Source organism: Streptomyces sp. NPDC001270 (assembly GCF_042896695.1).
Classification (GTDB): Bacteria; Actinomycetota; Actinomycetes; order Streptomycetales; family Streptomycetaceae; genus Streptomyces.
In genome coordinates this window covers 202873-220046 of the sequence record NZ_JBIAXM010000002.1, presented here as the reverse complement: position 1 = coordinate 220046, position 17174 = coordinate 202873, and the positions used below count along the sequence as shown (strand labels likewise).

At 71.1% G+C, this 17174-nt stretch carries 19 protein-coding genes; 6 read left to right on the top strand and 13 right to left on the bottom strand.

The features are described 5' to 3' along the window. The first annotated feature begins 2 nt into the window (after nt 1-2). Entirely contained in the window at nt 3-1040 is a 1038-nt protein-coding gene (locus tag ACFY2B_RS04905; protein WP_390761721.1) for a ricin-type beta-trefoil lectin domain protein, read from the top strand. 339 nt (nt 1041-1379) lie between these two features. Continuing rightward, a complete protein-coding gene (locus ACFY2B_RS04900) occupies nt 1380-1745 on the top strand; it encodes a hypothetical protein (RefSeq protein ID WP_390761720.1) in 366 nt (121 codons plus the stop codon). A gap of 76 nt (nt 1746-1821) precedes the next feature. On the opposite strand, the gene ACFY2B_RS04895 is transcribed toward ACFY2B_RS04900, so the two are convergent. Then, nucleotides 1822-2583 (bottom strand): SDR family oxidoreductase, encoded by a 762-nt coding sequence (locus ACFY2B_RS04895; RefSeq protein ID WP_390761719.1) that lies wholly within the window; start codon nt 2581-2583, stop codon nt 1822-1824. A gap of 215 nt (nt 2584-2798) precedes the next feature. On the opposite strand from ACFY2B_RS04895, the gene ACFY2B_RS04890 reads away from it, so the two are divergent. Then, nucleotides 2799-3704, top strand: a complete 906-nt coding sequence (locus tag ACFY2B_RS04890) for a helix-turn-helix transcriptional regulator (protein WP_390761718.1) — start codon at nt 2799-2801, stop codon at nt 3702-3704. 116 nt (nt 3705-3820) lie between these two features. Here the strand turns inward: ACFY2B_RS04890 and ACFY2B_RS04885 are convergent, their stop codons facing one another. Further along, nucleotides 3821-4552 (bottom strand): TioE family transcriptional regulator, encoded by a 732-nt coding sequence (locus tag ACFY2B_RS04885; RefSeq protein ID WP_390761717.1) that lies wholly within the window; start codon nt 4550-4552, stop codon nt 3821-3823. Between the two features lie 69 nt (nt 4553-4621). Here ACFY2B_RS04885 and ACFY2B_RS04880 point away from each other — a divergent pair, with 69 nt between their 5' ends. Beyond that, nucleotides 4622-5824 carry an erythromycin esterase family protein gene (locus tag ACFY2B_RS04880; protein ID WP_390761716.1) on the top strand — a complete coding sequence of 401 codons (1203 nt, stop codon included), beginning with the start codon at nt 4622-4624 and terminating at the stop codon, nt 5822-5824. Between the two features lie 83 nt (nt 5825-5907). Here the strand turns inward: ACFY2B_RS04880 and ACFY2B_RS04875 are convergent, their stop codons facing one another. The 6 genes from ACFY2B_RS04875 to ACFY2B_RS04850 form a co-directional block, all read right to left on the bottom strand. Continuing rightward, nucleotides 5908-6339, bottom strand: coding sequence for a hypothetical protein (locus ACFY2B_RS04875; RefSeq protein ID WP_390761715.1), 432 nt, complete (start codon nt 6337-6339; stop codon nt 5908-5910). Between the two features lie 22 nt (nt 6340-6361). Then, the gene (locus ACFY2B_RS04870; RefSeq protein WP_390761714.1) at nt 6362-6622 is read right to left on the bottom strand and encodes a hypothetical protein; all 261 of its coding nucleotides are present in this window, start codon (nt 6620-6622) and stop codon (nt 6362-6364) included. Next, entirely contained in the window at nt 6619-6981 is a 363-nt protein-coding gene (locus tag ACFY2B_RS04865; RefSeq protein WP_390761713.1) for a DUF2089 domain-containing protein, read from the bottom strand. Before ACFY2B_RS04865 ends, ACFY2B_RS04870 begins: the two co-directional genes overlap by 4 nt. Nucleotides 6982-7212: 231 nt before the next feature. Beyond that, a complete protein-coding gene (locus ACFY2B_RS04860) occupies nt 7213-7827 on the bottom strand; it encodes a TetR/AcrR family transcriptional regulator (RefSeq protein WP_390761712.1) in 615 nt (204 codons plus the stop codon). Then, complete coding sequence (locus ACFY2B_RS04855) at nt 7827-8675, bottom strand: oxidoreductase (RefSeq protein ID WP_390761711.1); 849 nt, start codon at nt 8673-8675, stop codon at nt 7827-7829. The genes ACFY2B_RS04860 and ACFY2B_RS04855 overlap by 1 nt, the downstream gene beginning before the upstream one ends. 204 nt (nt 8676-8879) lie before the next feature. Then, the gene (locus ACFY2B_RS04850) at nt 8880-9758 is read right to left on the bottom strand and encodes a helix-turn-helix domain-containing protein (RefSeq protein ID WP_390761710.1); all 879 of its coding nucleotides are present in this window, start codon (nt 9756-9758) and stop codon (nt 8880-8882) included. A gap of 293 nt (nt 9759-10051) precedes the next feature. Between ACFY2B_RS04850 and ACFY2B_RS04845 the strand changes: the two genes are divergently transcribed. Further along, nucleotides 10052-10969 (top strand): alpha/beta hydrolase, encoded by a 918-nt coding sequence (locus ACFY2B_RS04845; protein WP_390761709.1) that lies wholly within the window; start codon nt 10052-10054, stop codon nt 10967-10969. Between the two features lie 30 nt (nt 10970-10999). On the opposite strand, the gene ACFY2B_RS04840 is transcribed toward ACFY2B_RS04845, so the two are convergent. The 3 genes from ACFY2B_RS04840 to ACFY2B_RS04830 all read right to left on the bottom strand — a co-directional run bounded on the left by ACFY2B_RS04840 (nt 11000) and on the right by ACFY2B_RS04830 (nt 13487). Beyond that, complete coding sequence (locus ACFY2B_RS04840) at nt 11000-11845, bottom strand: DUF4097 domain-containing protein (protein ID WP_390761708.1); 846 nt, start codon at nt 11843-11845, stop codon at nt 11000-11002. Nucleotides 11846-11967: 122 nt separating this feature from the next. Beyond that, nucleotides 11968-12498 carry a hypothetical protein gene (locus ACFY2B_RS04835; protein WP_390761707.1) on the bottom strand — a complete coding sequence of 177 codons (531 nt, stop codon included), beginning with the start codon at nt 12496-12498 and terminating at the stop codon, nt 11968-11970. 227 nt (nt 12499-12725) lie between these two features. Continuing rightward, nucleotides 12726-13487: a TetR/AcrR family transcriptional regulator gene (locus ACFY2B_RS04830; protein ID WP_390761706.1), complete on the bottom strand. Its 762-nt coding sequence runs from the start codon at nt 13485-13487 to the stop codon at nt 12726-12728. Nucleotides 13488-13608: 121 nt separating this feature from the next. Between ACFY2B_RS04830 and ACFY2B_RS04825 the strand changes: the two genes are divergently transcribed. After that, nucleotides 13609-15195, top strand: coding sequence for a GMC family oxidoreductase (locus tag ACFY2B_RS04825; RefSeq protein ID WP_390761705.1), 1587 nt, complete (start codon nt 13609-13611; stop codon nt 15193-15195). A gap of 312 nt (nt 15196-15507) precedes the next feature. Here the strand turns inward: ACFY2B_RS04825 and ACFY2B_RS04820 are convergent, their stop codons facing one another. Next, the gene (locus ACFY2B_RS04820; protein WP_390761704.1) at nt 15508-16182 is read right to left on the bottom strand and encodes a TetR/AcrR family transcriptional regulator; all 675 of its coding nucleotides are present in this window, start codon (nt 16180-16182) and stop codon (nt 15508-15510) included. Nucleotides 16183-16342: 160 nt separating this feature from the next. Then, nucleotides 16343-17161: an SDR family NAD(P)-dependent oxidoreductase gene (locus tag ACFY2B_RS04815; RefSeq protein ID WP_390761703.1), complete on the bottom strand. Its 819-nt coding sequence runs from the start codon at nt 17159-17161 to the stop codon at nt 16343-16345. Nucleotides 17162-17174: the final 13 nt, after the last annotated feature.

Genomic DNA, 17174 nt, shown 5'->3' with positions numbered 1-17174 from the left:
CCATGACGACACCCTCCCCCCACGGCGGACCCGAGGCCACGCGGCCGCCGTCCCCCAAGCCCGATGAGGAGCCACTGCCCTCGGCCGGTGGGATCCGGGCCGACGACGAGACACCGTCGGTCCGGCTCTCCGCCGAACCCTCCGCGCAGGGCGGCAAGTCCTTCGCGGCCGACTTCTCCCGCCACCACTACTTCTCCGGTCTCCGTCTGCTCAAGCCCGGCCGTCGGGTGGCGATCGCGGTGGCCGGCGTGACCGGCCTCGCGGTCGTGGGCGTCGGTGTGGCAGCGGGCGTCTCACGGCTCGGCGGCGACGACACCGCACAGGCCGCGGCCACCGTCCGGAGCACCGACCCGGCGTCCACCCCGTCGGCGCGCGGCTCGTCCCCGGCCTCCGGGCCCGCCTCGCACCGGCCGTCCGACGCGGCCACGTCCGACTCCCCGGGGAAGAAGGGCGGACCGTCCACGCAGGACGTCCTCCCGGGACTGCCCGGACAGTCCGCGCCGCCGCCGCACTCCGAGTCGGGGAACACCAGCGCGGACGGCACGACCACCGGGCCGGGAACGGGCACCGGCAGCGGTACGACGGGCGGCGGCACCCAGCACTCGGCCGCGCAGCCGCCGAAGACGACGGGCACGTCCGTCAGCTTCACCGGCGGACTCGTCCTGAACTTCGCCGCCGACCGCTGCCTGGCCACCCAGGGCGGTTCGCGGGCGGCCGGCACCCAGTTGGTGCTCGCCGACTGCAACAGCGGTGACCCGTCGCAGGGCTGGACGTTCCCGTCCGACGGAACCGCCCGCACCTTCGGCGGCACGATGTGCCTGGACGTCTCCGACCCGGGCAACGGCGCGCTGGTGCGGCTCGCGACGTGCTCGTCGTCGCGCGCCGCGAACCAGGGGTTCGCACTGAAGAAGTCCTACGACCTCGTCGACGTCGCTCCTGACCTGTGCGTGGACGCCAAGGACAAGAACACCGCCGCCGGTACCGTCCTGCAACTGTGGAACTGCGCCGGTACCTCGAACCAGAAGTGGCGCATGGCCTGACGCACCGCACACTCCGCCCGCCGAAGCGCCGACACCGGCTTCGGCGGGCGGAGCCGTCTCACTCCGGGTACGCAGCGCTGTCCACCGGGGAGGAAAGCGGCCTTCCCCACGAGTGACGACTGCGGGGCCACCTCGCCCGGCGCCGCGTACCACCGCACACCTGAAGGCACCGCCGCTCCTCGCTCTCGTCGGCCGGGTCGCCCGGCGGCGGGGCGATCTGGCCGGCGGCGCCGGCGGCGTTGTGCGTCGGCGCCCGGATCCTTCCTCGGGAGGGGTCCCGCGCCCGGCGGGTTAGGAAAGACGAGCAAGAATCCCCCTTTGAAACAGGAGGCCCCACAGATGACTACCGGTATGCGCCGGCGGGCCGCGACGACAACCGCCGTGACGCTGACCATGGCGGGCGTACTCGGGTTCGCTCTGCTGACGCCGGCCGCGTCCGCTGCCAACGGGCCCTGCTACGACGGGCGATGCAAGATCACCGTGTCGGCGCCCCACACCATCACGGTCGACCGCCGTAAGTTCGGGTTCGGGGATGTGAAGATCACGAGCGTGAGTTCCCGAGCCGTGAAGATGTCGGCCGCCGGTGGGAGCCTGGGCGGCGGCACCAGCCCGGGCGGCACCGTCAAGTTCAACAACCTGAAGATCTGGGTGAAGTCGGTCTCCGGCAGGAAGGCCCATCTCCAACTGTTCCCGACTCGGCACTGAGCCTGTCGTGGAACCCCGGCGCGTTCGACACGCGTCGGGGTTCACCGTTGCGAGCAAGGTAGTTCGGCGAACGACGTCAGCCTTGGCGGCCGGGGAGCATGGCCAGGGCCTTGGCGCGCTGGGCGACGAGGTCGGCGTAGGTGCCGTCGCGCTCGGCCCAGCGGTGCATGAGGACCTGCTCGACGAGGATCTCGTCAGGGGTCGGGTCCTGTGCGAGGAGCTGTGTGACCTCGGTGGCGAAATCGTCGAGCGGCAGTGCGTGCGGGTTCACCTCCTCCTGTCCTGCCGTGGCGACGGCCGGGGGGACGAGTTCGACGACGCTGACGCCGGTGCCGTCGAGCTGCGCGCGCAGTGCCTCGGAGTAGGCGTGCACCGCGGCTTTCGAGGCGGCGTAGGTGGGCATGGGCGGGAACGGCAGGAAGGCGATGCCCGAGGTGACGGTGATGAAGGTGCCGGCGCCGCGTTCGATCAGGTGCGGGGTGAAGGCGTCGACGACCCGGATGGTGCCGACCAGGTTGGTGTCGATCGTCGTCCGTGCCGCCTCGAAGTGCGCGGGGTCACGCAGGTCCTCCAGGAGCATGACGCCGGACATCGTCACCACGGTGTCCAGGCCGGGGTACTGGGCGAGCACGGCGTCGCGGGCACGTGCGACGGAGACACCGTCGGTGACGTCGATGGCGAACGTGCCGAAACCTTCTCCGGCGAGTTCCGAGAGCGCCTGTGGGCTGCGACCGCCAATGGCCACGGTGCTGCCCGCCGCGGCGAACCGGCGGGCCAGCTCTCGCCCGATGCCCGAGGTCCCGCCGATGATGAGAACGGTGCGGTTGGAGAGATCCACGAGATCTTCCCTTCAGTTCAGGGCGCCGACGGCGTTCAGGTCGGCGGCGCTTCCAGTGATCTTCGCCGTCCTTCTCGAACAGCGAAGCTCGCCGTCCCTCTCGAACAGCGATGCCGCGAGTCTTGACGGCATTCGCCGGGTGTGGCAGGGCTCCCGTCTTCCCTGGTCCTGCCAGGGCCCCCGCTGAGACGCGCGCACCGCATTACGGTGTCGCTATGAAGGATGAGGAATCGGACAACCGGCTCGGCAGCTACCTTCGCGCCCGACGTGAGCTGGTCTCCCCGGCACAGGCAGGGATCCCGCCCGGCGGCATCCGCCGCGTTCCCGGCCTGCGCCGTGAGGAAGTCGCCCTGCTCGCCGGAATCAGCGCGGACTACTACCTGCGCCTGGAGCGGGGCCGCGACAAGAACCCCTCGCCCCAGGTCCTCGCATCACTCGCGCGTGTCCTGCGTCTCGACGACATCGAGCGGACGTATCTGCTCGGCCTCGCGGCAGTCCGCCCCAGGGCACCGCGCCGCAGGCGACCCGAGCACGTACCGGCACGGGTGCACCAGCTCCTCGCCCACCTCCAGATCCCCGCGTTCGTCGAAGGACGCGCCTTCGACGTGCTGGCCTCCAACCCGATGGCCGTCGCGCTCTCCCCGCGTCTGCGGCCCGGCCAGAACCGGCTGCGTTCCCTCCTCCTCGATCCCGAGGAACAGGTCTTCCACCAGGACTGGACGAAAGCCACCGCCGACTTCGTCGCCGCCCTGCGCACCAGCATCGGAGACGACACCGACAATCCCCGGTTCGTCGAACTCGTCGGAGAACTCGCACTGTCCAGCCAACGGTTCCGCACCCTGTGGGCCCGACACGACGTCCGCAACCTCGACGGAGGCACCACCACCGTCCGCCACCCCGTCGTCGGTGAGCTGCGGCTGCACCGCGACAAACTCCCCATCGACGACGTCATCCTCGTCGTCTACTACCCCGACAAGGACGGCGACAGCGACGAGAAACTGCAACTCCTCGCCGCACTCTCACACCCCGGGCCCATCGAACCCATCGAACCCATCGAACCGACTGAGCCCACGGAGCCGACCGGGTCCACAGAGCCTCGCGGGCGGAACCCACGGCGTTGAACGGCACGCCTGTCCGAGGTACGCCGGCCGGCGTCGCATGCCGCTCGGTGCGAACAGGCCCCATGCCCGAGTGGGTGACGTTCGGGCGGGCGCCGTTGGGGCAGGCTGGTGCAGCCTTATCCGCGCTCGCGGAGGTACGCCTCCAGTTCGGCGGCCCCGGTCAGCATCGCCCGTCCACGGGCGGACAACCGAGCGCGCCAGTCGTACAGCGCGGCCTCCAGCGGCTTCAGCCCGCCCGCCGCCCGCACCTGGGCGATCAGCGGCGCGATCTGCTCCAGCGGCTGGCCGCCCCGCCTGAGCTGGTGGGTCAGCCGGGCGTCCCGTATGTCGGCCTCGTCGTAGACGCGGTATCCGGTCCGTGGGTCGCGGCGCGGGCTCACCAGCCCGGCGCGCTCCCATGTGCGCAGCGTCGCGGGCCGGATGCCGAGCTTCCCCGCCAGCGGCCCGATGAACGTGCCGTCGGGCCCGGACTCCACACTCGGCTCGGCCGCCGTGGCGGGTTCCAGGTCGCGCAGGGCGCTCTCCACGGCCTGGAGGGTCCGGCGGTCGTCGAGCAGTTGGGCGTGGCTCTCGTCGATGAGGTGGAACGCCTCGTCGACCGCTCCCCGGTGCACGGCCCGCATGATCTCCGTCGCCGTCCGGTGGCCGTGGCCGGGCACCAGCGCGAGAAACGCGCTCAGGGCCCCCGCGTGCAGCGGGGTGTAGGTGCGGTAGCCGTGCTGCGTGCGACCGGCGGGCGGAAGGATGCCGGCCTCCTCGTAGTTCCTGACCGCCTGGGTGGACAGACCGTGCCCGCGCGCCAGATCGACCGGCCTGAGCCGCTCACTGCTTTGAAGGTTTCGCCCCATGAAACCGACAATATCGCGGTGGTATCGCGCAGAAGTTTCCACCGAAGGTTCAACGATACCGTTGAAGGCATGGCTACTGACATCGAGGACATCGCCCATCCTGTCGACGCTGCCGCCGTCATGAGGCTGCTTGCGGCCCGGCCACGCCTGCTCGCCCTGGGCGAGCCCACCCACGGCGAGGACACCCTGCTCGACCTGCGCAACGAACTGTTCCGGCAACTCGTCGAGCAGGAGGGCTACCGCACGATCGCGATCGAGAGCGACTGCATGACGGGCCTGGTCGTGGACGACCACGTCACCTCGGGCACGGGCACCCTCGACGAGGTCATGGAGCACGGATTCAGCCACGGCTGGGGCACCTTCGCGGCCAACCGCGAACTCGTGCGCTGGATGCGCGCCCACAACGAGCGCCGGCCCGCGTCCGAATGGGTCCGCTTCGCCGGTTTCGACGGTCCACTGGAGATCACCGGCGCCGCGAGCCCCCGGCAGTCCCTCACCGCACTCCACGGCTACCTGTCGGCCCGGGTGGAGACGGCCCTGCTCCCCTGCACCGCGGAAACACTTGACCGCCTGCTCGACACCGACGACCGGTGGACCGACCCCGCCGCGATGACGGACCCGGCCCGGTCCGCGGGGCGGTCGGCCGAGGCCAGGGAGCTGCGGCTGCTCGCCGACGATCTGGTGGCGCTGCTCGACGGGCAGACGCCCCACCTGCTCGCGGCGACCTCACGGGACGACCTGGACCGGGCGCGCCTGTACGGACGTACCGCCACCGGGCTGCTGCGCTACCACTACTGGATGGCCGACACCTCACCGGCCCGCATGACGCGGCTGTGCGCGCTGCGGGACCAGATGATGGCCCACAACCTCCTCGCCGTCGCCGCTCGGGGCCCGGCGGTCGTCGCCGCCCACAATTCCCACCTCCAGCGGGGGAGGAGCACGATGCGGATGTGGCAGGGGCCGGTGGAGTGGTGGAGCGCCGGTGCGCTGGTGAGCACCCAACTCGGCGCGGAGTACGCCTTCGTGGCCACGGCCCTCGGCACGATCCGGCACCAGGGAGTGGACACCCCGCCCCCGGACACCGTCGAAGGACTCCTGTACGCACTCCCGGAGGACCGCTGCGTCATCGACGCCCCGCGGCTGGCCACCGCCCTCGGCGACGCGCCGCCCGCGCCCCGCGTATCCCCCTGGTTCGGCTACTCCCCGCTCGACCCGGCCCACCTGGCGGACAGCGACGGCATCGTGTTCGTCAAGGACGTCGTGAAGGGTTAGCCAGGTGTTGTTGTGCGGCCGCCAACCGCCCGGCCGGCGGTCCGACCCCGTGGTCCGGGCGGGCGTCCGGGACCGGGGTGATGTCACTCGCAGAAGACCTGCACCTTGGCGTCAGGGTCGTCGACGTCGATGTCGACTTCGTCGAGCTGGTCGATCAGATCCTCAAGATGCTGCGGCTTGAGCTGGGCGAGGTCGATCGGCACCCCCGACTTGGTCAGCTCCGCGTTGACCTTGGTGAGCGCCTGCGGTGGGATCAGGCTCGTGAGCCGGACCCCGGCGCGCAGCAGCTGGAGCGGGACCCGGATGTTGACCCGGCTCGTCCCGTCGCCGCCGGAGTCGTCCGTGGCGTTCACCACCACACGCAGGTACTTGGGCCGGGATTTCGGACGGGACGCGGCTCCGGGCGGCGACTCGGGCTGTTGCCGTTCGAGGGCGTCGATCAGCCGCTCGGCCTCATCCGCGGTGATCTTGCCCTCGCCCAGCATCTGCAGGATCTGACGGCGCTGCTCGTTCACTGGTGCTCCTCATTCCTCTGACTCATCTGACGCTTACCAGTACGGCCGTACGGCCTTGCTCGATCTCGAACCGGGTGCCGGGCAGCGCCCACAGCACCTGCCCGGTGCTCCGCAGCGCACCCACCGGGCTCACCCGGGTGAGGAGGCATGCGACCAGTCCGCCCGCCACCGCGAGCAGCAGCAGCGGTGACAGCACCAGCAGGACCAGCAGGACAGGGACGTACAGCCGCAGCCGACGGCCGTTGGCACGGCGCACGCGTACCGTCACCAGCTGGGGGATCATCGGGACTTCTCCAGCTCGGCCAGCGCCTCCTGGGCGCTGATCTCGCCCCGGCGCAGGCGGTCGACGACGTCGGCGCCGGTGGGTGCCGGGTCGGTGTCGACGAAGTCGAGGCGCTCGGCGATCCGGTTCAGCCGGGACTTGATCGTCGGGTAGCTCACCCCGAAGATCCGCTCCATCTCCTTGATCGAACCGTGCGACCGTACGAACGCGGCGACGAAGACCTGGTCGTCGATGCCGAGCTGGGCCAGCGGCGGCGGCTCGAACTGCCCCTCGATCGCGACGCCGTTGCCGGCGAGGCGGACCCGTTCGACCACGAACGGCTGCCCGTGCGTCAGGTCCGTCAGTTCCTGCCAGTCCACCCTCGGCTCCCTTGCTCTCGACTACGAGCCTGCCATTCATTTGTACCTTGAGATTTTTAAGATTGCAACGCGCGAAACTTAATTTTCTCAATACGGCCTTGGGTGCGGCCCGGCGGAGCCCGTCCCGTTCCGTCCCGTCCCGGGGCACGCGGCCCTGGTGCGGACGACGGCTCCGCCGGGCCGCAGTGAGTAGGCGTCGACGGTGATGCTTCACCGTCCCTGCCGGCTGTTTCAGTCGGTCAGGCCGGCGGCGATCAGCCAGATGTGTTCGCAGGTCGAGGAGGCCGTTTGCAGCTTCTCGCGGGACTCCTGCGAGGCGTGGTAGAAGGTCCGCTCGATCATCCAGCACAGGGCGCGTGCCATCGCCGAGGCTTGTTCGGGTTCGGTGCCTGCCTGAACGCCGGCTCGTTCCAGGACGGCGGTGATGGCCGTGATGAACAAGTCAGCCGTGTGGCTCCACAGCTCGCCGATCTCCGGCACGGTCAACGACAGGTCGATGGCCGTGCGCATGACCAGGCCGTGTTCGTTCCACAGGTCGACCGTGCGCTGCATGGCGGTTGCGACGGCCTGGCGCGGCTCGTCGTTCTCCGCGGTCGCCCGGGACCGTTCCCACAGGTGCTCGACGGTGCGGGCCACGAGTGCCGCGACCACTTCTTGCTTGGAGCCGAAGTAGAAGTACAGGGTGCCGCGGGTGATGCCGGCGCCCTGGGCGATGTCGCCGACGGTCATGGCGTCGTAGCCCTTGTGCGCCAGCAGAACTTCGCAGGTGTCGAGGATGGCCCGCTCCCGGACATCGCCCTTGCGTTCGGTGGTGCGCCGGCTCCGCGCGGGATGGTGACCGGGCATCAGAGCTGAGCGCCCTCGGCGAAGTCGGTCGTACGGGAGAGCGTCTCCCCTGCGCGGATGTCCTTGTCCACGGCCGTGCGCGCGGCGGTGACCAGTCGCAGCGCGTCCGAGCCCAGGACGAGGTGGGCCGGCGGCCGGTCGACCGACGCGATCTGCACGACGGCGTCCCCGGCCTTGGCCGGATTGCCCAGCTGGTTCCCGCTTGCCTTCTGCCGCGTTTCACGGATGGGGCCGAACAGTTCGTCGTAGTCGTCGATGGACCGCGCGGCGCGTGTCATGGACCGTCCGGCCCAGTCGGTGCGGAAGGAGCCGGGCTCGATCGCCGTCACGTGGATCCCGAACTGTGCGACCTCCTTGCCCAGCGCCTCCAGGATGCCTTCCAGGGCGAACTTGCTGCCGCAGTAGGCGGACATGCCGGGCACGGCCATGAGCCCGCCCATGGAGGTGACCGCCATCAGGTGTCCGCGGCGGCGCCGGCGCATGTACGGCAGCGCTGCCTGGAGGGTGGCCACCGCCCCGAACACGTTGACCTCGAACTGCCGCCGCACCTCGGCCAGCGGGGTTTCCTCGAAGGTGCCCTCCAGGCCGTAACCGGCGTTGGCGACGACGACGTCCAGGGCGCCGATGCTCTGCTCCACCTCCGCGACCACACTCAGGACGGCGTCGTCGTCCGTCACGTCCAGGATGCGGCCGTGCGCGTACCCGGGTCGGAGCTGTTCGTAGGCCCGCAGGTCCTCCTCGGAGCGGACCGTTCCCACGACGGTGTGCCCGGCGGCCAGGGCGGCCTGGGCGAAGGCACGCCCAAGGCCCGTACTGACGCCGGTGATGAGCCACTTCTGCTTCTGCACTGCTCCTCCAGAGCGAGTCGAAAGGAGCTGGACTGCTCCCCTGCCACCGAATCTACACCGTGTCGATTTTTATCGTCACTGTGTCGATTCCTGTGACGTCGGGGGTTCAGCCACCTGTGGGGCGCTGCGCGGCCGAGGGCGAAGCCGAGGCCAGGCGGTGGCTCGGCCCGGCCGATCAGGGCCGTATCCGCAGGCCGGTGATCGTCACCCGCCGTGGGCCCCGTCCGCCGCGGGACGGTCGGCGGCCGGTGCGGTGCGGGAAGCGAGGATGCGCAGCCGGTCGTGGCTGGGTGTGCCCGGGTCGGCGGTCAGGGTGATGAGCTGCTGGTCGGGGTCGTCGGAGCAGGTGAGGAAGGACCAGTCGAGCAGGAGCCGGCCGACGACCGGATGGTTCAGGGTCTTCGTGCCGGTGCCCTGGACGGCGACGTGGTGGGCGCCCCACCAGCGCCGGAAGTCGGGATCCTGCAACGACAGCTCGCCGACCAGTTCGGCCAGCCGTGGGTCCTTCGGGTCCCGGGCGGCCTCCATGCGCAGCTGTGCCAGGCTGACCTGTGCCACCCACTCCCAGTCCGGGTACAGCGCTCTGATGGCCGGTTCGCGGAACACCAGCCGTACGAAGTTGCGCTTCCGCTCCGGGATCTGCGCGAAGTCCGTGAACAGGGCGGCGGCCACGGGGTTCCAGGCGAGGATGTCCGTACGCCGGCCCAGCACCACGGCAGGCGTGGTGGGAAGGTCGTCCAGCAGCCGCCGCAGCTGCGGCCGGACCTTCTGCGCGGTGCGCCGACGAGGCCGGCCGGCGTCCTTGCCGGACACATCGAACAGGTAGGCACGTTCGTCGTCGTCGAGCCGGAGAACACGCGCGAGGGTGTCCAGCACGGGGATGGACGCCTGCCGGCGGCCCTGCTCCAGACGCGTGTAGTAGTCGGGGCTGATCGACGCCAGCAGGGCCACTTCCTCCCGGCGCAGCCCCTTGACCCTGCGCCTGCCCGTCGCGTCGGGCAGTCCGACCTGGGCCGGGCTCAGCTCCATGCGCCGCGCTTTGAGGAAGGCGCCCAGCTCGCTGGGGTGTGCGCTACTGCTCATGGGGCCAGTCTCGCAGCCGGCCGTCCCCGGTACAGGGGGCCTGTCGTGTCCCAGGACAGGGGTGTCCGGGGACACGAGACGCCTCTTATCCCGCGGCGTACCACGTGTGAAAGTCGGTGCACGTGGCCGGTGGATGTGACTGGTGGATGCGATCGGTGGATGTGCCCGGTGGACGAGCCGCCCGCGAGGCGGAAGGTCCGGCCGAAGCCGTCGCGTCGCCGGGAAGCCGTCGCATACCCGGTCACGGCACGTGTTCACCCGCAGCCTCGCCCTTGCTCAGGAGATCCCGAGACATGAAGTCCCGCGTCACCTTCCCCAGCAACAACCTCGCCCTCGCCGGGATCCTCTTCACTCCCGACGACCACACCGGCGGCAGGCTGCCGGCCGTCGTCATCTCCCACCCGGGAGGCGGCGTGAAGGAACAGAGCCCGAGCGGCTACGCCGAGCGCCTGGCCCGGGCCGGATTCGCGGCCCTCGTCTTCGACGCCGCCCACCAGGGCGAGAGCGAGGGCGAGCCGCGCGGCATGGAGAACCCCTTCCAGCGGGCCGAGGACATCAAGTCCGCCGTGACCTACCTGACCACTCGTGACGACATCCACATGGACCGCATCGGGGCCCTGGGTATCTGCGCCTCCGGCGGTTACGTCCCGTACGCCGCGCAGACCGACCACCGCGTCAAGGCCGTCGCCACGGTCAGCGCCGTGGATCTCGGCTCGGTGTTCCGCGAGGGACTGGGCGGTGGACAGGACCCGGCGGTCCTCCAGACCATGCTCGACCGGTCCGGCGCACTGCGCACCGCGGAAGCGCGCGGCGCGGCGCCGCAGCTGGAGGCATGGATTCCCGACCATGCGGAGGAGTTGCTGGAGACCGCCACCCGGCAGTTCCGGGAGACGTTCGAGTACTACTGCACCCCACGCGGCCATCATCCCCGCGCGGTCCAGGGGTGGGTGCTGCGCAGTGTCGACCAGCTCGCGCAGTACGACTCGTACGCGATGATCCGGCTGATCTCCCCCCGCCCCCTGCTGATGATCGCCGGTTCGGAGGCGGAGACCGCTTATTTCAGCCGGGAAGCGATCGAGAGGGCGGCCGAGCCCAAGGAACTGGTCGTCATCGACGGCGCCACCCACATCGACCTGTACGACAAGGACGAATACGTCACTCCCGCCGTCGCCGCGCTCACCGACTTCTTCGGCGAGCACCTGGCCGGCTGATCGGCTGCCTGCTGGCAGTGGGGTGGTGGGTCAGGGTTGGGCGCGGTGGATGTTGATGTTGCCGTAGCGGGTGCGGGCGTGGATTTCGAGGGTGTCGTCGGTTGTGTGGGGGGGTTGGGTGGTGGCGAGGGTGTTGTGGACCTGTCCGTGTTCGGAGTGGGCGTCGATCCAGGTGGCGGTGTCGTGGTGGATGCCGATGTCGATGGCGCCGTGGGAGGTGTGCAGCTGGAGGGTGCCGCGGGTGGCGTGGTTGACACGGAGGGTGCCGTGGGCGGTGGTGGCGGTGAGGGAGTTGGTGGCGTGTTCGATGTCGATGTCGCCGTTGGCACCGTTGACGCGCAGTTCGCCGGTGACGGTGTGGACGGTGGTGGTGCCGTGGGAGTTCTTGAGGACGGCGGGGCCGTCGATGGTGCCGATGCGCAGGCTGCCGGAGCTGGTGGTGATCTCGGCGGGGCCCTGGATGTGGTTGATGGTGACCGGGCCGTGGGAGGCGGTCAGGTGGAGGGGGCCGGTGGCGTCGAGATGGACGTCGCCGGTGGAGGTTTTCACGCGGGTCTCGCCGAGGCGGCCCTCGGCGAGCACCTGGGTCCAGGAGCCGGTCGTGTCGGTGTGGGAGCCGGTGGGGAGGGCGACGCTCACGTCGACGGTGCCGGTGCGGGCGATGACGTAGCGCTGTCTGGGTGTCCTGATGGTCAGAGTGCCGTTGGCGTAGGTGACCTCGGTCTGTTCGGCGGCGCGTACGTCCTGGTCCTTGTCCGGGTCGCGGGGGTGTACGTCGACGAGGGTGTCGGGGCGGTCGCTCGCGGTGTACCGGATGGACCCCGCGGAGACGTGGGCGGTCACGGAGACCGGTTCGGGAGTGTCGAAAGAAGGCATGGCTGTACCGTCCTCATGAGTCCTGGGAACGTCCCCGCAGACGGGACGCGACATGGGTGTGACCTGGTGGGGCGGGGCGTGGGGTCGTCGTGGTGTGGCGTGGCGTGTGAAGGGGGAGTCGGTCAGCGCACCCAGCCCGTGAAGCTCTGTCCGGTGGTGCGGGTCTTCTCCGCCGTGCGGGGCCGGGTGCCGCCGCCCTCGACCGCGGCGGACACGGCGCGTACCAGCCAGGCGTTGACCGACAGGCCCTCCCGGCCCGCGGCCTCCTCCGCACGGGCCTTGAGGTGGGCCGGCAGCCGCAGATTGACCCGGGCCGTGCCACCCTCCTCACCTTCACCCTCGGTCGGCAGCGGGGCCTTGAGCGGTCCGAGGGGCTCGGCCGCCGGCTCCACGGGAGCGGTGGTCCCGGCGGGCGGCGGCGTGACCACGAAGTCGGGGTCCAGCCCCCGCAGCCGTACATCGACCGACCCGGGGGCCAGCTCACGGGTGATCTCGTCCACCGCGGCGGACAGCACGTTGAGCATGGTCAGCCGGGCCGCCGACTCCAGCGCGGCAGTGAGCCGGTCGGCCAGCTCACGGGCCTCCTCCCCACCGGCCCCGGCGGCCACCGCGAGTTCCCGGCGCAAGGTGTCGACATACGGCGTGAGATCCATGACGTCATGATGACACCACAATGGCGCCATTCGCAAGGCTGGGTGGCGGCTCAGTCGGGGCGAGGCTTGAGAAAGTCGCCCTGAGCTGGGGAAAGGTGTGGTGGCCGGCCTGGATTGGTGTGGTGCCACGCATGCTCGCGTGTTCCCGGAGGGGTGGAGTGGTGCCGGATGGCGCCAAGCGTGATGCCATGTGGCGTCATATGGTGCCGCGGGAGGTGGGTGAGCCGTCAGCCGGGTCCGTCCGTCGCGTCGGCCAGTCGGTTGAGCCATTCGAGGAGCAGGGTGCGTTCGGCGGGGCTGAGGGACGCGGTGTCGTCCTGGCCGAGGGCGACCAGCAGGGCCATCGCGCTGCTCGCCACGGTGCCGCCGGACGGCTCGTCGCCGTCGCCCGCGGGCGGGAGTGTGAGGGTGCTGATCACCATCTCGCGGGCCACCTCGGAGGTCCGCGGGTCACGCTCGGCCTCGGGCTGGCTGACCAGGGTGAGGATCGTGCCCACGCCGGCGGAGTGCATGACCTCGGTCGCGCGGTCGACGCTCATCCGCAGCCGCCCGGCGGCGGCGACCCGGGTGATCATGTGGCGCAGGTCCGCGGCGGCCCGCCGTCCGGCCTGCGGCAGGTGGCCGGGGCGGACCTGGCCGTAGGCGAGCGCGTAGTACGCCGGGTGTTCGAGTCCGAAGCGGATGTGCAGGTCCCAGGCGTCCCGCAGCACCTGGACCGGGTCGTCGCCGCCGAGCAGTTCGGCCTTCACCGCGAGATAGCGGCGGAAGCCGTGTTCCGCCACCTCTTCGAGGAGTCCGTCCTTGTCCCCGAAGATCCGGAAGATCGACGGCGTCGGCACACCCGCGCGAGCGGCGACGGCGCGCGTCGACACCGCCTCCAGGCCCCCGTCCTCCAGCAGTTCGGCCGCGGCCATGACGATCTTCTGCCGCAGCGTCGGCTCTGCCTGTTCTGCCTGCTCCAGCTGTTCCGGTGCGGTCTCCCTGGTCATGAATCGACGATATCAGATTTACGAATCGCTGATACGATCGGTGATATCTTCGATCGCGGATCATTGATTCGCAGTGATTCAAGGCGATTTCAAGTTGATTCAAGGCAAGGAGTGCGAAGCCATGAACCGTCAGTACTCAGCGAGTTCGAAGCCCGCCGCGGACCCGAAGGGCGCCGGGCGCCAGGTGTACGACGTCATCGTCGTCGGGGGCGGCTCGGCCGGCTGCGTCCTCGCCGCGCGGCTCAGTGAGGATGCCGACGTCCGCGTACTGCTCCTGGAAGCGGGCACCGCCACGGCGGACCTGCCGGAGGCCGTGCCCCACCCACCGGCCTGGCCCACCCTGGGCGAGACCCCGGCCAACTGGGGTGACACGACCGTCGCCCAGGACGCCGGCGCGACCCCGGCCGGACCCGGCCCCCACGTCCTGCTGCCGCGCGGCCGGGGCCTGGGCGGCTCGTCCGCCATCAACGCCATGGTCTTCGCCCGCGGCCACCGCACCAGCTACGACAGATGGGGCGAACTCGGCGCCAAGGGCTGGACCTTCGACGACCTGCTGCCCTACTTCCAGCGCACCGAGACCGCCGCCGGCGGCGCCGCCGGCCGCGGCACCGCCGGCCCGCTCACCGTCGCCCCGATGGCCGAGCCCAACGAGGTCCTGCTCGCCTGCCTCGACGGCGCGGTCGAGACCGGACTCCCCCGGGCCTTCGACATCAGCGGCGGTCTGGAGGAGGGTTTCGCCCCGGTCGACCTCAACATTGTCGCCGGACACCGGCAGAGCGCCGCCGACGCCTATCTCACCCCGGCGCTGGACCGCCCCAACCTCGATGTGATCACGGGGGCGACGGCGCACCAGCTGCTGTTCGCGGGGCGGCGCTGCACGGGAGTCGAGTACGGCGTCGACGGGCGCGTGCACACCGTACGGGCCGCGCGCGAGGTCGTCCTGACGGCCGGTGCCATCGGCTCCGCGCAGATCCTGCTGCGCTCCGGGATCGGACCGGAGCGGGAACTGCGCGCGGCCGGCGTGGAAGTCTTCCACCAGTTGGCCGGAGTGGGCCGCAACCTGCACGACCACCCGCTCGTGACCCTCGTCCACCGCACCCGCCGCACGGTGCCCCCGGCCCGCGGCAACCACGGCGAGATCATCGGGCTGCTGCGCAGCGAGCCCGGACTCGCCGGCCCCGACCTCCAGATCATCTTCGTCGACATCCCGTTCCCGAACCCGGTCGCGCCGGTGGAGAACGGCTTCACCATCGGCGTCTCGCCCATGCAGCCGTACAGCCGCGGCACCCTGCGGATCACCTCCGCCGACCCGTATGCGCCGCCGGTGCTCGATCCGGCCTACTTCTCGGACGAGCGGGACGTCCGCGCCGTCCTGTCCGGCATCGACTCGGCACGCGCGATCGCCCACTCCTCGCCGCTCGCCCCCTGGGGAGTCGAGGAGGTCGCCCCGGGGCCGGACGTCACGGACGCGGAGTCGCTCGGCCGGTACGCGCGTACGGCGTTCACGTCGTACTGCCACCCCGTCGGTACCTGTGCGCTGGGCGAGGACGAGAGCTGCGTGGTGGACTCCGCGCTGCGGGTGCGCGGGCTGGAGGGGCTACGGGTCGCCGACGGCTCCGTCATCCCCTCGATCCCGTCGAACAACACCAACGCGACCGTCTACGCCCTCGCGGAACGCGCCGCGCAGCTCGTACGCGAAGCCGCCTGAGCACGCTGCGGCCACCCGTCCGCGCTGCCGCGGACGGGCACCGGGTGTGCGTGCGGCCCGCCGGGAACCGCCCCGGCCGGCCCGCGGTGCCGGGGCAGCGCGGGTCCGGGAGTTCGCCCGGACCATCGGGCTCCCGCGGGACCAGGTCCGAAGCGGCCGTCGCGCGGCGAGGGGGGTGGGGGAGGGTGACAGGGCCGTACCGGACGTCCATGCCGACGGTGGGACGCCCCGGACCTTCATGCGGACGGGACACCCGAGCCGACGGTGGGTCGCCCGGCTCGCCGGGCGACGCGGGCCGGCCCGCCCTGTCCGTCAGCCCAGGCTCAGCAGTCCGGTGACGGCGATGTGCAGGGAGCGGCCGAGCCGGTCGGCGAAGTCGACCTTGGTGTCCGCGAGTTCCGGGTGCCGCTGGGCTTCGGCGACGGCCGCCGAGGGGTGGGCGAACGGCCAGAGCCCGGCCGTGCACACGACGGTAAGGGAGACCAGTTCGCGGGCCGCGGACGCGGTCAGCGCGGTGATGTGGCACCGCAGCAGATCGGCCAGCGCACCCAGCAGCCGACCGTGGGCGAGCTTGAACTCGCGTGCCGATTCGGCGGAGATGTTCCGTTCGAGTTCGGACCCCAGCGCGCTGAGCAGGTCGCACAGCAGGGACCGGCGGGCGAGGGAGCGGGCCAGCTCCTTCACCACGGCCTCGGCCGATACCGGGCCGGCCGCGTCGGCGGCTGCCAGGTCGGCGGACAGCTCCTCGATCCACTGCGCGAGCGACCGGTTGAGCAGTTCGAAGAAGACCGCTTCCCTGGTCTCGAAGTAGCGCACGACGTTGGTCTTGGACAGCCCGACCCGTCGGCTGAGTTCCCGCAGGCTGATCTCACTGACCGGCATCTCGCCCAGGAGCTGTGTCGCGGCATCGAGGATGGCCTGCCTGCGGATCTCACGCTGCTCGGCGCTGCGCGCACGCTGAAAGCCGGTCGACCGGTCGTCTGTCATCGTCGCTTCCCCAAGGACCTTCCGCGCGGCCCGCGTCCGGCGCCGCCTGCGGCAACCCTAAGCCCCGCCGGTGCCGCCCCGGGGGACGGCACCGGCGGAGTCCGGACCGCTGCGCGGGTCCGGCGGACTCCGGACCGGTGCGCGGGTCCGGTGACGCGGGTCATACGGACTCGCTCACGTGGCGCCACTTGGCGTCCCCGGCGGCGAGGGTCTCGGCCACGAACTGACCGACCCGGACGGCGTCCTTGCCGAGCAGCAGGCGCAGCGGCGGCTCCTCGGCCTCCGTGACGTCCAGGAGGATCCGCGCGACGCGCGCGGGGTCGCCCGTCTGGTTGCCGTCCGCCGCCCGCTGACGGGCGATGGCGGGTTCGACGACCTGCTGGTAGGGCTCGCTGACCGGCGGGGTGGCCATCGAGGAGCCGGCCCAGTCGGTGCGCATGGCGCCCGGTTCGGCGACGGTGATCTTGATGCCGAGGTGGGCCACTTCCTTGGCCAGGACCTCGGAGAAGCCGCCGACCGCCCACTTGGCCGCCTGGTAGGCGCCCAGACCGGGGCCGCCCACGCGTCCCCCGACGGAGGAGATCTGGATGATGTGCCCCGAACCCTGCTCGCGCATCACGGGGAGGGCGGCCCGGGAGACGTTCACGACACCGAAGAGGTTGGCGTCGATCTGGTCGCGGAAAGCCTGGTCGGACATGTCCTCGATGGCGGCCATGTCGGCGTAGCCGGCGTTGTTCACGACCACGTCCAGGCGGCCGAACGCCTCGATGGCGGCCCGCACGGCCCGCCGCGCGGCCTCGGCGTCGGTCACGTCCAGGGTGACCAGCCGGATCCGGTCGCCGTACCGCTCGGCGAGGTCGTTCAGGGGTGCGGTGCGCCGGGCGGTGGCGACCAGGTTGTGGCCGCCCGCCAGGACGGCCTCGGCGATGGCGCGGCCCAGTCCGCGGGAGCTTCCGGTGACCAGCCAGGTCTTGCTCATGATGCTGCCTCTG

What these genes read in the sequence shown, in the direction of transcription:
- ACFY2B_RS04905 (WP_390761721.1), top strand. Translation starts at nt 3, where the DNA reads ATGACGACACCCTCCCCCCACGGCGGACCCGAGGCCACGCGGCCGCCG.
- ACFY2B_RS04900 (WP_390761720.1), top strand. Translation starts at nt 1,380, where the DNA reads ATGACTACCGGTATGCGCCGGCGGGCCGCGACGACAACCGCCGTGACG.
- ACFY2B_RS04890 (WP_390761718.1), top strand. Translation starts at nt 2,799, where the DNA reads ATGAAGGATGAGGAATCGGACAACCGGCTCGGCAGCTACCTTCGCGCC.
- ACFY2B_RS04885 (WP_390761717.1), bottom strand. Translation starts at nt 4,552, where the DNA reads ATGGGGCGAAACCTTCAAAGCAGTGAGCGGCTCAGGCCGGTCGATCTG.
- ACFY2B_RS04880 (WP_390761716.1), top strand. Translation starts at nt 4,622, where the DNA reads ATGGCTACTGACATCGAGGACATCGCCCATCCTGTCGACGCTGCCGCC.
- ACFY2B_RS04870 (WP_390761714.1), bottom strand. Translation starts at nt 6,622, where the DNA reads ATGATCCCCCAGCTGGTGACGGTACGCGTGCGCCGTGCCAACGGCCGT.
- ACFY2B_RS04860 (WP_390761712.1), bottom strand. Translation starts at nt 7,827, where the DNA reads ATGCCCGGTCACCATCCCGCGCGGAGCCGGCGCACCACCGAACGCAAG.
- ACFY2B_RS04850 (WP_390761710.1), bottom strand. Translation starts at nt 9,758, where the DNA reads ATGAGCAGTAGCGCACACCCCAGCGAGCTGGGCGCCTTCCTCAAAGCG.
- ACFY2B_RS04845 (WP_390761709.1), top strand. Translation starts at nt 10,052, where the DNA reads ATGAAGTCCCGCGTCACCTTCCCCAGCAACAACCTCGCCCTCGCCGGG.
- ACFY2B_RS04840 (WP_390761708.1), bottom strand. Translation starts at nt 11,845, where the DNA reads ATGCCTTCTTTCGACACTCCCGAACCGGTCTCCGTGACCGCCCACGTC.
- ACFY2B_RS04835 (WP_390761707.1), bottom strand. Translation starts at nt 12,498, where the DNA reads ATGGATCTCACGCCGTATGTCGACACCTTGCGCCGGGAACTCGCGGTG.
- ACFY2B_RS04830 (WP_390761706.1), bottom strand. Translation starts at nt 13,487, where the DNA reads ATGACCAGGGAGACCGCACCGGAACAGCTGGAGCAGGCAGAACAGGCA.
- ACFY2B_RS04825 (WP_390761705.1), top strand. Translation starts at nt 13,609, where the DNA reads ATGAACCGTCAGTACTCAGCGAGTTCGAAGCCCGCCGCGGACCCGAAG.
- ACFY2B_RS04820 (WP_390761704.1), bottom strand. Translation starts at nt 16,182, where the DNA reads ATGACAGACGACCGGTCGACCGGCTTTCAGCGTGCGCGCAGCGCCGAG.
- ACFY2B_RS04815 (WP_390761703.1), bottom strand. Translation starts at nt 17,161, where the DNA reads ATGAGCAAGACCTGGCTGGTCACCGGAAGCTCCCGCGGACTGGGCCGC.